The sequence below is a fragment of the Streptomyces sp. NPDC093261 genome, from assembly GCF_044753645.1.
Taxonomy (GTDB): Bacteria; Actinomycetota; Actinomycetes; order Streptomycetales; family Streptomycetaceae; genus Streptomyces.
Genome location: NZ_JBIVNO010000023.1, coordinates 101,693 through 115,676 on the forward strand (window position 1 = coordinate 101,693; position 13,984 = coordinate 115,676).

Here is a 13,984-nt window from a genome sequence, read left to right on the forward strand (position 1 = left end):
AAGCCCATGGCAACGACCACACCAGCCGGTGTGCGGGCTCACGCCAAGCACGGGGGAGGCTCCCCGGACGGCGCTCCGATGACACACCGGCAGATCATGGAGGCCCTGTCCGGGCTCCTGCTCGGCATGTTCGTGGCGATCCTGTCGTCCACGATCGTCTCCAACGCCCTGCCGCACATCATCGGCGACCTCGGGGGCGGCCAGTCCGCCTACACCTGGGTCGTCACCGCCTCGCTCCTGGCCATGACCGCGACCACCCCGCTGTGGGGCAAGCTCGCGGACCTCTACAGCAAGAAGGCGCTCGTCCAGATAGCCCTGGTCATCTACGTCCTGGGCTCGATGGCCGCGGGCCTGTCGCAGAACCCCGGCATGCTCATCACCTGCCGTGTCGTCCAGGGCATCGGCGTCGGCGGCCTGTCCGCACTGGCGCAGATCGTCATGGCGGCGATGATCTCCCCGCGTGAGCGCGGCCGTTACTCCGGCTACCTCGGCGCCACCTTCGCCGTCGCCACCGTCGGCGGCCCGCTGATCGGCGGCGTCATCACCGACACCGACTGGCTCGGCTGGCGCTGGTGCTTCTACGTCGGCGTGCCCTTCGCGGTGATCGCGCTGATCGTGCTCCAGAAGACCCTGCACCTGCCCGTGGTGAAGCGGGACGTCAAGGTCGACTGGGCCGGCGCGTTCTTCGTCTCCGCCGCCGTCTCCCTGCTGCTGATATGGGTCACCTTCGCCGGTGACAAGTACGACTGGCTGTCGTGGCAGACGTACACCATGATCGCGGGCGCCATCGTCCTCGGCGCGGTCTTCGTCTTCGTCGAGACCAAGGCCGCCGAGCCGATCATCCCGCTGCGGCTGTTCCGCAACCGCACCATCACCCTGTCGTCGCTCGCCTCGCTCTTCGTGGGTGTCGCGATGTTCACCGGCACGGTGTTCTTCGCCCAGTACTTCCAGCTGGCCCGCGACAAGTCCCCGACCATGTCCGGTGTGCTGACCATCCCGATGATCGGCGGCCTGTTCGTCTCCTCCACCGTCTCCGGCCAGGTCATCACCAGGACCGGCAAGTGGAAGGCATGGCTCGTCAGCGGTGGCGTGCTCGTCACGGCCGGTCTGGGCCTGCTCGGCACCCTCCGCTACGACACGGACTACTGGAAGACGGCCGTCTTCATGGCGCTGATGGGTCTCGGCATCGGCATGATGATGCAGAACCTGGTGCTGTCCACGCAGAACCAGGTGGCGCCCACCGACCTCGGCTCGGCCAGCTCCACGGTGACCTTCTTCCGGTCCCTCGGCGGTGCGATGGGCGTCTCCGCGCTCGGGGCGTTCATGACCCACCGGATCACCCACTACTTCACGGACGGCCTCGCCGACCTCAGCCCGAAGTACCGGAGGCTCGCGGCCCATTCGAGCTCCGACGGCGCCATCCCGGACCTGGCGAGGATGCCGCGCCCGCTGCGCATCCTCATGCAGAGCTCCTACGGCCACGCCATCGGTGACGTCTTCCTGGTCGCCGCGTGCATGGCTTTCCTCGCCTTCGCGATCACGCTGTTCATCAAGGAGGTCCCGCTGAAGACCCAGGGCGGCCTGGCGCAGGCCGCGGCGGCGGCCGCGGCCGAGGAGGCCCCGGCGGCCATCGCGATCGCCGCCGCTGCGCCCGCCCCGGCCGAGGAGAAGGTTCCCGGCTGGGCGGTGGCGAGCACGGAGGCCACGCCCGGCGGCACGGCCACGCAGCAGCAGCACGCGGCCGTCGCCACCATCGCCGCCCCCGGCGAGTCCGCGCCGTCCGGCGGCACCGCGGTGCGCGGTTTCGTCCGCGGTGCCGAGAGCGCCCCGGTCCCGCAGGCCGCCGTGACGCTGATCTCCCTCGGGGGGCGCCAGCTCGGCCGGTCGGTCGCGGGGGCCGACGGCTCCTACGCCGTGGACGCGCCGGGCACGGGTTCGTACGTCCTGATCGCCTCCGCCGACGGCTACCAGCCGCAGGCGTCCACGATCGTGGTCAACGAGGAGCCGGTGTCGTACGACATCCTGCTCAGCGGCACCAGCGGCCTGACCGGTGTCGTCCGGGCCGCCGAGACCACGCTGCCGGTCAAGGACGCCATGGTGATCGTCACGGACGTCCGCGGTGATCTGCTGGCCACCGCCACCACCGGCGAGCAGGGCGACTTCTCCTTCGCCGAGCTGGTGCCGGGCTCCGTCACCGTCGCGGTGAACGCCGTCGGCTTCCGGCCGCGGGCCCTGCTCGTCGAGGTGGGGGGCACCGGGGTCACCCGGATCGAGGTCGACCTCGACTCCGGCGCGCAGATCCAGGGTGTCGTACGGGCCCCGCACGGCCCCCTCGCGGACGCCCGGGTCACCCTGGTCGACGCGGCGGGCAACGTGGTCGGCACGGCCACGACCGGCGCGGACGGCGCGTACGCCTTCACCGACCTGAACAGCGGCGAGTACACCGTCATCGCGACCGGCTACCCGCCGGCGGCCACGGCGGTGAACGTGAGCGGCCGCGGTGTCGACGACCACGACATCACACTGGCCCACCCGGGCGAGTAGGTCGAACCCCGGCCCGTGGGGGCGCGCTCTGAGCGGAGGTGCGCCCCCGCGGGCCGGATTTTTTGAGCCTTCTACGGGGATATTCAGAGATTTAGAGGGAGACCACACGATGGCACTGACCGCACGGATCCGTACGCGGGACGGCTGGGCCGTGTCGCACGCGGTCGTCACCGTGACCGACATGACCGGTACGCAGGTGCTGCGCGCAGAGGCCGACGCGGAGGGGGCCGTCCGGGACACCACCGCGCTGGCACCCGGCGCGTACACGGTGATCGTGACCGCGGTCGGGTATGCGCCCGCCGCCTCCAGCGCGATCGTCACCGCGAGCGGCCGGGCCGAGATCGGCACCGTGACGCTGGCCCGGCAGGGCGGCGCCGAGCTGCCCCCGCCCGGACCGTGGACCATCGACCCGGTCCACTCCTCGGTGGGCGCGGTCGCCCAGCACCTGGGCATCTCCAGCGTGCACGGCCGCTTCACCGAGTTCTCCGGACGCATCGAGATCGCCCCGGACGAGGTGCAGAAGTCCCGCGTGGAGGCGGTCATCAGCGCCGCGTCCATCGACACGGGCAACGGCATGCGCGACACCCATCTGCGGTCGGCCGATTTCCTGGACGTCGAGACCTATCCGCAGATCACCTACCGCTCGAGCGGCGTGACGGCCGCGGGCTCCGACCGCTGGACGGTCCATGGTGAGCTGACCATGCGCGGCATCGTCCGCCCGGTCGACCTCAGCCTCGCCTACCTCGGCACCGGCGCCGACCCGTGGGGCGGCACCCGCGCGGCCTTCCGCGCCACGGCGGAACTGCGCCGCGAGGACTTCGCGATGAACTACAACCAGATCCTCCAGGCGGGCATCGCCGCGATCGGCACCACGCTGCGGGTGGAGCTGGACATCCAGGCGGTGCAGGGCGACTCACTCCCGCAGGCGTAGGCACGGCAGGGTCAGTCTCCCGGGCCCGCCGAGCGCCTAGGCTTGCGTCCCATGGCACCCAACATCGCGACGAACACCGCCGTATCGCGGGACGAGCTGCTGGACTTCGTCCGCCCCCGACATCGCGCGATCCTGCTGACGCGGCGCACCGACGGCAGCCCCCAGGGGTCGCCGCTGACCTGCGGGGTCGACGACTCGGGACGCATCGTGGTCTCCACGTACCCGGAGCGGGCCAAGACGCGCAACGCCAAGCGTGACGAACGGGTCAGCCTGATCGTGCTCAGCGACGAGTGGAACGGGCCGTGGGTCCAGATCGACGGCACCGCCGAGGTCATCGACGCGCCGGACTCCGTCGAGCCGCTCGTCGAGTACTACCGCAACATCGCGGGCGAGCACCCGGACTGGGACGAGTACCGCGAGGCCATGGTCAAGCAGGGCAAGTCGATCATCCGGATCACGCCGGTGAGGTGGGGCCCGGTGGCGACCGGCGGCTTTCCCGCCCGCCTCGCGCCCCCGCAGGACTGACCGCAGGGAACGCCGTCATCCTCGGGCGACCATGGCCTCGATCCCCGCGATCAACGTTTCCAGTGCGAAAGCGAAGTCGCGGTCGCGCATCTCCTCCACCGTGTCACCGCCGCGGGCCTCGATGAGGTCCGCGGTGTGGTGTGCGACCTCGGTGTGGTCCGGACTCTCCGTCACCGCGCTCAGCGCCTGGCGGACGTACTCGTCCTGGGTCGTCCCCGCCGCCGCGCAGCGCTCGATGAAGTGGCCCTCGATCGTGCCGAATCCGTACACGAACTGGAAGACCGCCGAGATCGCCCCCATCCGCCCGTGCGCGGGCAGCCCGGTCAGCCGGATGACCCGCTGCACGGCGAGCGAGAAGGCCACGGCGTGCGGGCCGATGTTGAGGAACCTCCCGGCCAGCGGGGACAGCCATGGATGGCGCACCAGCAGCGCCCGGTACTCCGCGGTCAGCGCCCGCAGCTGATCGCGCCAGTCCCGGTCGGAGCCGGCGGCCGGCAGCCGCATCTCCCCGAAGACAGCGTCCAGTGCCAGCTCCAGCAGGTCGTCCTTGGTGTCCACGTACCAGTAGACCGACATCGCCGTGACGTTCAGCTCGGCGGCCAGGCGGCGCATCGAGAACCGCGTGAGGCCCTCCGCGTCCAGCAGCCGTACGGCCGCCGCGGTGATCCGGTCGCGGTCAAGCCCGGACGGCTGACCGCCGCCTCCGCGGGAGCCGCCGCCCCGGGGCGCCTTGCCCTCCAGCCAGACGCTGCTCCGCGCCGGGCGCCCCGCCCGCTGGGCCGTCCTCACCATGGCGCACCTTCCTCGACACTCCGACCGCTGATCACGATGCCAGGTGCCCCTGGAGGCTCAAGGCCGTCACGCGTGCGATGACGCCGCACCGGCGCGAGCGGTCCCGGCCGACCCGCGGCATCCCGGCCACCGCACCGACCGGGCCGCCGCGCGGCACCACCCCCGAGTCTTCCCGTTCCGCGGCCGCGAAAAGCGGTGGGCCGGGCACATGCCCGGCCCACCGCCTTCAGGCGGACCCTCGGATCCCGCGAACCGGCAGTCAGCCGCCGGTCTCGCGCGTGAGGTCGTAGAAGGTGGCCGAACGAACCGTCACCTTCTTGAAGTTCTTCGTCACCCAGGCGCTGATCTGCGAGGAGACGTCGGAACCGCCGGAACCGCCGCCCTGGCCGCCGAAGCCGCCACCGGCGATGAAGTAGTGGATCCTGCCCTGCGCCACGTACTTCCGGAACTGGGCGAGCGTCGGGGACGGGTCGCTGCCGTTGAAGCCGCCGATCGCCATCACCGGGTCACCGGTGGCGAGCTGGTAGCTCGCGGCGTTCTGGGAGCCGATGGACGCGGCCACCCAGGTGTAGTTCCCTGCGTCCTTCTCCAGCAGCTTCCTGGCCGCGGAGCCGACCTCGGCGCCGTTGAGCAGGCCGCCCATACCGCCGGGGCCGCCCATACCGCTCTCGCCCGCCCGGCCGCCGCCGGGGAAGCCGTTGCCCTGCTGGTTCCCGCCGTTGCCCTGCTGCTGGTTCTGACCCTGGCCGTTCTGGCCCGGCATGCCGGCGCCGGGGAAACCGCCCATGCCGCCCGTACCGCCGGTGCCTCCTGTGCCCCCGTTTCCGCCCGGGAGGCCGTTGCCCTGGGGGCCGTTGGGGGTGATGCCGTTGCCGTTTTGCCGGCTCCCGCCCGGCATGCCGCCACCGAAGCCGCCGCGCATGCCGCCACCGGGACCGCCGCGGCCGCCCATCATGCTCGCGCCCGCCGGACCCGCCGTCACGATCGAACCGCTGTGGCCCTCGTTCACCGTGGTCAGCGTGTACGCGGTCGGGCCCGCGAGGGCGGCCGCGAAGCCCAGGCCCACGGTCGCGAGGGCGAGCTGCCGGCCGAGCCGGGCCACGAAGATCAGGCCGAGGGCGGCGGCCAGACCGCCGAGCAGGACGAGCCACCTCAGCCAGGGCAGGTAGTCCGGCGTACGGTTGAGAAGCACATACCCCCAGGCCGCGGTCGCCGTCGCGGTGGCCGCGAGCGTGAGCGACGCCCAGGTCTTCGACCGCTCCTCCCACAGGACCGTGACGCCCATGCCGACCAGGGCGGCGATGGAGGGGGCCAGGGCCACCGTGTAGTACTGGTGGAAGATGCCGGCCATGTAGCTGAAGACGACCGCGGTCATCAGCAGCGAACCGCCCCAGGCGAGGAACGAGCTGCGGGTCGGATCCGTGCGGGGGGACTTCCGGGAGAGCACCAGGCCCGCGACGAGCAGGATCAGCGCGGCCGGCAGCAGCCAGGAGATCTGGGAGCCGATCTCGGAGTTGAACATCCGGGTCCACCCCGTGGCACCCCACTGGCTGCCGTTGCCGCCCATGCCGCCGACGCTGCCGGTCTCGTCGCCGTTGATACGGCCGAGGCCGTTGTAACCGAAGGTCAGCTCCAGGAACGAGTTGTTCTGCGAGCCGCCGATGTACGGGCGCGAGGACGCGGGCCACAGCTCCACGATCGCGACCCACCAGCCGCCGGATACCACCAGCGCGACCGTCGCGAGGGCGAGCTGCACCAGCCTCTTCCTGAGCTTCACGGGCGCGCAGACCCCATAGACGACCGCCAGGGCCGGCAGGATCAGAAAGGCCTGGAGGGTCTTCGTCAGAAAGGCGAAGCCGACCGCGACCCCCGCCCACACCAGCCACTTGGTGCGGCCGTCCTCCAGGCCCCGGATCACGAAGTGGACGGTCAGAGCCATCAGGAGCGCCAGCAGCGCGTCCGGGTTGTTGAACCGGAACATCAGCGCCGCGACCGGGGTGAGCGCGAGCACGGCACCCGCGATCAGGCCGGCCGCGGGGCTGAACCGGCGCCGGACGGCCGCGTGGACCACGGCGACCGTGAGGACGCCCATGACGACCTCGGGGACGAGGATCGCCCAGGAGTTCAGGCCGAAGACCCGCACCGACAGGGCCATCGGCCAGAGGGCGACCGGGGGTTTGTCGACAGTGATCGCGTTGCCCGCGTCCAGCGAGCCGAAGAAGAACGCCTTCCATGATCTGCTGCCGGCCTGCACCGCCGCCGAGTAGAAGGAGTTGGCGTAGCCGGAGGCGCTCAGGTCGTACAGATACAGCAGTGCGGTGGCCAGCAGCAGACCGAGGAACGCGGGACGGACCCAGCGGGGGTCCTCGGGCCGGCCGCGCAGGAGCCTCGTCGCGAGCGGTTGTCGGGGCTCACCGGCGCCGGGGGCCGGCGCCGACGGTGTGACGGGCTGCCGCGACCCGGGCGCGGGGGGCGGGCCCCAGGTCCGGGGACCCTCGCCCTCTCGGTGGGTCGGCTGCTCGTACTGGGTGGTCATCGGTAGTCCCTAGGGTCGGTGTCCTGCGGACGCACCGGCGGCAGTGGCATGGTCGCGTCCCTCCGGATGGCGCGCTCCGGGTCGGCACCGGCGCGGAACCGGGTGGCGTCGTACGAGGACTGCGGCGGCGCGGGGCGCCGGGGCAGCGAGGGGTGCTGCTGGGGGCGCCGGTGCTGCTGGTACGGCTGCTGGTGGAACTGCTGGTGCTGCTGGTTCTGCTGGTTCTGCTGGAAATGCTCGTGCTGATGTGGCCGGCAGGGGTGCTGCGGGGAGTCGTGCGGCGAGGACGGGCCGTGGGCGGCGAAGGCCGGGGGAGGTGTCCGGTCGTCGTCGCGCCGGTCCGGGAAGACCCAGGCCCGGAAGAGCAGGAACCGCAGCACGGTCGCCGCGAGGTTGGCGGCGATCAGCACCGCCAGTTCCGTGGAGTGCGCTGGGTTGCCGGTCGCCGCGTTCAGGGCGGCGAGGGAGCCGCTGGTGAGGGAGAGGCCGATACCGAAGACGACCAGGCCCTGCGCCTGGTGCCGGACGGCGCCGCCCCGGCCGCGCACCCCGAAGGTGAGCCGGCGGTTGGCCGCCGTGTTCGCGACCGCCGAGACCAGCAGGGCGAGCGCATTGGCGATCTGCGCGCCCGAGAACTGCCGGAAGAGGCTGTAGAGGGCCAGATAGAGGAGGGTGGACAGGCCGCCGACCACACAGAAGCCGACGAGCTGGCGGGCCAGGCCCCGCGGCACGTCCTGGACGTCCCGGTCGCGCGGGTCGTCACCGAACGGCCGGGCGAGCCGGTCCAGCGGCAGCGAGCCGGTGGCCAGCGCCCTGCCGATCCGCCACACGCCCTTGAGGTCGTCGGTGGCCGTCCTCACGATGTGCACGGTCGAGTCGGGGTCGTCGACCCAGTCGACCGGGACCTCGTGGATCCGCAGACCGGCGCGCTCGGCGAGGACCAGCAGCTCGGTGTCGAAGAACCAGCCGGTGTCCTCCACCAGCGGCAGCAGCACCTGGGCCACATCACGGCGGATCGCCTTGAAGCCGCACTGGGCGTCCGAGAACCGGGCCTGCAGCGAGCCGCGCAGGATGAGGTTGTAGGCACGGCTGATGAACTCGCGCTTGGGCCCGCGCACGACCCGGGAGGCGCGGGCCAGCCGGGAGCCGATCGCCAGGTCGGAGTGGCCCGAGATGAGCGGTGCCACCAGGGGCAGCAGGGCGTTGAGGTCGGTCGAGAGGTCCACGTCCATGTAGGCGAGGATCGGGGCGTCCGAGGCCGACCAGACGCTCCGCAGGGCACGGCCGCGGCCCTTGTGCTCCAGACGGAACGACCGCACCTCCGCAACCTGTGCCTCCAGCCGTGCGGCCACCTCGGGGGTGGTGTCCGTGGACGCGTTGTCCGCGATCGTGATGCGGAAGGCGTACGGGAACGTCCGCTTGAGGTGCTCGTGCAGTCGCAGCACACACGGCTGGAGGTCCTTCTCCTCGTTGTAGACGGGGATCACTACGTCCAGGACCGGCGTACCGGCTCCGGCGGCCGGGAGGTGCTCCCGCGCCGGCAGGGTGCCGGGAGAGGAATCGGTTCGCATGGAACCGACTCTTCTCAAGCGCCCTGTCGCACCCGTGTGGTGGCGCTGTGGTGTGCCTGTGAGTGCGATTGCCGGTTCGTTTCGGGAGCCGGCGAGGACACGTACGGGGTGAGCGCGGGCACATGGACGGTGAACACCGTCCGTCCGGGCACGCTGTCGACGGTCACCGCGCCCCCGTGCGCGGTCGCGACGGCCTGCACGATGGCCAGCCCGAGCCCGGTGGAGCCGGTGGCCCGGGAACGCGCCGAGTCACCGCGCGCGAACCGTTCGAAGACATGCGGCAGCAGGTCGGGCGGGATGCCCTGGCCGTCGTCCTCGACCTCCACGCACAGCCAGGGCCCCCGCCGTGCGACGCGTGCGGTGACGGTCGTACCGGGCGGGGTGTGGGTGCGGGCGTTGGCGAGCAGGTTGACGAGCACCTGCTGGAGCCGGGCGGCGTCCGCCAGGACCAGTGCGGGCTCGTCGGGCAGCTCCAGCGCCAGTTGTGGTCCCGGCCGGCCGCACGCGCGTCGCTGACGACGTCCACGACGAGTGGTACGAGGTCGGTCTGCTCGAACCGGAGCGGGCGGCCCGCGTCCAGCCGTGCGAGCAGCAGCAGGTCCTCGACGAGGAGGGTCATGCGCCCGGCCTCGGACTCGATCCTTCCGAGGGCGTGCCGGGTGTCGGGCCCGGTCTCCTCGCGGCCCCTCCTGGTCAGCTCGGCGTACCCGCGGATGGAGGCGAGTGGCGTGCGCAGCTCGTGGCTGGCGTCGGCGACGAACTGCCGTACCCGCATCTCGCTCTGCTGCCGTGCATGCAGGGCGCCGTGGACATGGTCCAGCATCCGGTTGAGCGCGGCCCCCACCTGCCCGACCTCGGTGTGCGGATCGGTCTCGGACTCCGGCACCCGCTCGTCAAGGGTGACCTCGCCGGTGTGCAGCGGCAGTTCGGAGACCCGGGTGGCGGTCGAGGCCACCTTGCGCAGAGGCCGCAGGGCGAGCCCGACCAGCACGGATCCGGCGATCCCGGCGGCGACGAGACCGGCGGCGGTGACGCTGACCTCGACGACGATCAGGGTGTCGATGTTGTCGGTGACCTCGGAGGTGGGCAGCCCGATGTAGTAGTTGCCGCGGGTGCCCGTCACATACGTGACCCGGTATCCGCCGAGGCCCGGGATGTCGACGCTGTGCATGCCCTTCTTCGGCACGGCGGCGAGCGCGGCGACCTGCGCGGCGCTGAGCCGGCCGGGGACCATGCCCTTGAAGCCGTCGCTGTCGTTGTTCGACTTGGAGACGGCCGCCTTGACGATCCGGCCGCTCGTGTCGACCACGGCGGCGACCGTTCCGGGCTGCGCCCCTCCCTTGGTGACGATGAAGTCGAGCTTGTCGTCCGTCGACGCGGCCTGGCCCGAGGCGTCGGGCAGGGACCCCCTGCCGGAGGGCGCTTCCGAGCCGCCGCCGAGGCCGGGCGGCCCCCCGTCGGGCACCCCCTTGGGCAGCCCGGCGACACGCCGGCCGACATCGGCGACCTGGGCGTCCTTCTGCTTGTTCAGATGCTGGCTCAGCGCGATCGTCGTCACCGTGCCGATCACCGCGCACACCACGGCGATCAGCGTGACCGCCGAGACGACGAGCCGTGTCCGCAGCGTGTGCGGCTGTCGTGCTCGCCTCTGCGTACGCGGCCGTCGCCGGCCGCTCATGACGCCGCGGGCTTGATCAGATAACCGGCACCGCGCCGGGTGTGGATCATCGGCTCACGGCCGGCGTCGATCTTGCGCCGCAGATACGAGATATACAGCTCGACCACATTGGCCTGGCCACCGAAGTCGTACGACCACACCCGGTCGAGGATCTGCGCCTTGCTGAGCACGCGCCGCGGGTTGCGCATCAGAAAGCGGAGCAGCTCGAACTCGGTCGCGGTCAGATGGATGCTCTCCCCTGCCCGCCACACCTCATGGCTGTCCTCGTCCAGGGTGAGGTCACCGACGACCAGGACGGAGTCCGAGCGGCGGTCCGCGGCACCGGAGCGCCGGATCAGCCCGCGCAGCCGGGCCACGACCTCCTCCAGGCTGAACGGCTTGGTGACGTAGTCGTCCCCGCCTGCGGTCAGACCCGCGATCCGGTCCTCCACGGCGTCCTTGGCCGTCAGGAAGAGCACGGGCACGTCGGGCAGCTCGCGCCGCAGCCGCCCGAGGACGCTGAGGCCGTCCATGTCCGGGAGCATCATGTCCAGGACGACCGCGTCGGGCCGGAACTCGCGCGCGGTCTGGATCGCGCCGTGCCCGTCCCCCGCGCTGCGGATCTGCCAGCCTTCGTAGCGCAGGGCCATGGACAGCAGCTCGGTGATCGACAGCTCGTCGTCCACCACCAGCACTCGGACGGGGCTCCCGTCCGGCCTCAGCAGTTCGGTGCGCCCCTGGGGCGAGGTCGTGGTCATGGTGGACACCTTGTCCGGAGCCCCTGAGAAAGCCGTTTCACCCATCTGTGATTTCCCTGAGAAACGCACAGGTGCCTCTCAGGAAGCACCTGGGAAGATCGCGAAATGGCCTGGTGCCAGGGGCTGATGACCTCGCCGCGGGGCCCGGATGAGACGAGGATGAGCGCCCGTGCCCGTGCGGCCGCTGTGAGCGGACTGAGGGTGAGCGGGCGTCAGCGGGACGGGGCGGTCGCACCCCTGTCGAAGGTGTGGCTGCGCTCCACCTTGGCGACATGCAGCGAGTACGTCCGGTACCACTGCGCGCGCCCGCGCTTCTGGGCCGCGCGGTGCTCCAGATCGCTCCGCCACTCCTCGATGGCGGCCGGATCACGGAAGTACCCGACGGTGATGGACAGTCCGCCCGGCGTCATGGCCTGGTCCATGCCGAGATACCCGGGAACCTCCTTGACCAGCTCCTCCATCCGCTCGGCGGTCTCCCCGTACCCCTCGTCGTCCCCGGTGCGCAGGGAGGTGAAGACAACGACGTAGTACGGGGGTTCGTGGGCGGGGACGGGTACGGGGACACCGGGTACGGCGGAGGCGCTCTCGGGCGCACTGCGGTGATCGCTCATATCGCCACGATCGGCCGCGACGCCACGTCTGTCCACCCCCCTTTCTCAGAACAGCCCGTCCTGTACGCCCGCCTCCCCCACCTCCCTGACCGGCACGGTCAGTTCCCCGCCGGCGGCCCCCGTCAGCTCCCACCCCGTCATCAGCCGTGTGTCGAGTACGACGGCGCCGCGCCCGGTCGCCAGATGGAGATCGGGCCCGGCGGCAGCCAGCAGATCGCCGCTCACCACCCCGCCGGCGACCAGCTCAGTCACCACGCCGTCCACCCGCCGAAGCCCCTCCAGCCCGAACACCGCTCCATGGTCGACGGGCCGGAACGGCGACCGCTCCAGCGAATCCGGCCAGCCGGCGAGCGTCACCGCCCGCGCATGCAGCTCCGCCAGCTCGGCGGCCCGCTCCCCGGCCGGCGGCAGCGCGGCCCGCACGGCGCGCTTGTCGGCGTACGGGATCCGGTCCGGTACCCCCAGCGCGGCCCGCAGCAGTTCCTCGGTACGGCGCGCCACCATCAGGGGCCCCTGCCCCAGCCAGCTGAAGGAGACGGCGCCCTGCTCCAGCAGCCGTGCCGGTCCGCGCTCGGCCGCGGTGATCCCGACCTTGACCATGCCGGACCCGAACCAGGCCAGATAGACCCGGTACGGCCGCGGATCGTCGGCGACGGTGTCGGCGGCCACGGAGTGCGCCCGGTCGAGTCGCGCACACTCCTCGCACCGCGCGCCGGTGCTCCGCCCCGAGACCTCGGCCCGCAGCGGGCACTCGTGCCCCCGCGCGCCCACACACTTCCGCGCGCCCCCCGCCACGACCGCGAAGGCCACGCCCCTCCCCCGCTGAAGTCCACTGTGCCGCCCCCCTTCCCACCGCAGCGTCGGCCCGCCGCCGCTCCACGACAGCCCCGTACATCTCCACGCCCGAGTCATCACCACCGAGATTAGGAGCCACCACTGACAACGCCCCCCGACGCCGAAGGCCCCGGAACTCTCCGGGGCCTCCGTCCCTGTGCGCACTCGGCGGCATACGCATCCGCGGCAGTCCTGGGGTGCGGTCGTCCGAGCGGGCGGCCTCACCGGACGCCCGACGGCGGCGGAACACACATAATGAGTACGACGCTCAATGCCGCCGCCGATCGGATGGACGACGCCCTCGGCTGGATGGATGGGCCGCGTCTCCTCTGCTCTGCCTGGATCGACGGTGTATGGGATGGCAGCTTGGGGAAAGTGGTGGGCTCAGGTGGCAGAGTGCGTCTGAGGACTACTTCAAACCTGCCGCGCTCCGGGCATCGAGGTCCGAGAAGAAGCGGTCTACGACATCGCTTTCGTCGACGACACTGTCAATCGGCTCGCCAACCACCCGGCCGGCCAGCTCCGTGGCCGACGACACGACGGCACCGCGAAGCTCTGCTTCCGCAATCACCCGGTCGGTCGCGAGCCGTGCCTGAGACTCCGCAATCATCGCCTCGCGTTCCCGCAGGGCCTCAGCACGAATCTCAGCGATCAATTGCGCGCCATGCTCCATGGCCTCCTGGCGCAGGCGAGCCGCCTCATGCCGGGCCTCAGCCAGCTCATCCCGGTACTTGGCAAGGACTTCACCGGCCTCGATCGCTGTCCGCTCGGCCCGTTCCTTCCGACCCTCGATAGCGTCCTGCCGTTCGGCGAGGACACCGTTGATCCGAGGCAGAAGAATCTTGGTCAAACAGACGAAGACCACAGCGAAGGTCAGTACGCACACGACTGTCGGCAGAAGCCGAGGTATGAGGATGCCCATGCCAAGATTTTAAGGAGTGAGCGAACCGTCATGGAGCGCTTCAGGTAAGAAGTCTGCTCCTAACTGGCGTGCCAGGTCCGCTTAGTGAGGACCCATCAGATCGCATCGGCTTGGGAAGTTAGGCGTTCTCAAGGGAGGATGCCGGGCTGACCTGTGGCGACACGGTGTCGGAGCTTGGTTGTCAGTCGCCCTGATCCCTGGTGTTCCCCTGAACCGCTCCGGGTCTGATGGAGGCTCGATTCCCTGAGAGGATCGAGTCATGGCACGTCCGTCCCCTTACCCTCCCGAGCTTCGCGAGCGTGC

Annotated in this window: 10 protein-coding genes and 1 pseudogene; 3 read left to right on the forward strand and 8 right to left on the reverse strand. The window is 71.2% G+C overall.

Features of this window, described 5'->3' with window-relative positions:
- The first annotated feature begins 6 nt into the window (after positions 1-6).
- The 3 genes from ACIP94_RS33275 (at position 7) to ACIP94_RS33285 (ending at position 4,000) form a co-directional block, all read left to right on the forward strand.
- A complete protein-coding gene (locus ACIP94_RS33275) occupies positions 7-2,544 on the forward strand; it encodes an MFS transporter (RefSeq protein ID WP_402434098.1) in 2,538 nt (845 codons plus the stop codon).
- Positions 2,545-2,653: 109 nt separating this feature from the next.
- On the forward strand, positions 2,654-3,475 hold the full coding sequence (locus ACIP94_RS33280) for a YceI family protein (RefSeq protein ID WP_402434101.1): 822 nt from the start codon (positions 2,654-2,656) through the stop codon (positions 3,473-3,475).
- A gap of 51 nt (positions 3,476-3,526) precedes the next feature.
- Complete coding sequence (locus ACIP94_RS33285; RefSeq protein WP_402434103.1) at positions 3,527-4,000, forward strand: PPOX class F420-dependent oxidoreductase; 474 nt, start codon at positions 3,527-3,529, stop codon at positions 3,998-4,000.
- A gap of 15 nt (positions 4,001-4,015) precedes the next feature.
- Here the strand turns inward: ACIP94_RS33285 and ACIP94_RS33290 are convergent, their stop codons facing one another.
- The 8 genes and pseudogenes from ACIP94_RS33290 to atpF all read right to left on the reverse strand — a co-directional run bounded on the left by ACIP94_RS33290 (position 4,016) and on the right by atpF (position 13,681).
- A complete protein-coding gene (locus ACIP94_RS33290; protein ID WP_402434106.1) occupies positions 4,016-4,792 on the reverse strand; it encodes a TetR/AcrR family transcriptional regulator in 777 nt (258 codons plus the stop codon).
- A 259-nt stretch (positions 4,793-5,051) separates the two neighbouring features.
- Positions 5,052-7,328 (reverse strand): glycosyltransferase family 39 protein, encoded by a 2,277-nt coding sequence (locus tag ACIP94_RS33295; RefSeq protein ID WP_402434109.1) that lies wholly within the window; start codon positions 7,326-7,328, stop codon positions 5,052-5,054.
- Positions 7,325-8,899 (reverse strand): glycosyltransferase, encoded by a 1,575-nt coding sequence (locus ACIP94_RS33300; RefSeq protein ID WP_402434112.1) that lies wholly within the window; start codon positions 8,897-8,899, stop codon positions 7,325-7,327. The genes ACIP94_RS33295 and ACIP94_RS33300 overlap by 4 nt, the downstream gene beginning before the upstream one ends.
- Before the next feature lie 14 nt (positions 8,900-8,913).
- A pseudogene (locus ACIP94_RS33305) lies at positions 8,914-10,577 on the reverse strand (ATP-binding protein).
- Entirely contained in the window at positions 10,574-11,314 is a 741-nt protein-coding gene (locus ACIP94_RS33310) for a response regulator transcription factor (RefSeq protein WP_402434115.1), read from the reverse strand. The pseudogene ACIP94_RS33305 and the gene ACIP94_RS33310 overlap by 4 nt, the downstream one beginning before the upstream one ends.
- A 212-nt stretch (positions 11,315-11,526) precedes the next feature.
- Positions 11,527-11,925, reverse strand: coding sequence for an antibiotic biosynthesis monooxygenase family protein (locus ACIP94_RS33315; protein WP_402434118.1), 399 nt, complete (start codon positions 11,923-11,925; stop codon positions 11,527-11,529).
- Between the two features lie 45 nt (positions 11,926-11,970).
- Positions 11,971-12,837, reverse strand: a complete 867-nt coding sequence (locus ACIP94_RS33320; RefSeq protein WP_402434121.1) for a DUF2797 domain-containing protein — start codon at positions 12,835-12,837, stop codon at positions 11,971-11,973.
- 331 nt (positions 12,838-13,168) lie between these two features.
- Entirely contained in the window at positions 13,169-13,681 is a 513-nt protein-coding gene (gene atpF, locus ACIP94_RS33325) for a F0F1 ATP synthase subunit B (protein ID WP_402434124.1), read from the reverse strand.
- Positions 13,682-13,984: the final 303 nt, after the last annotated feature.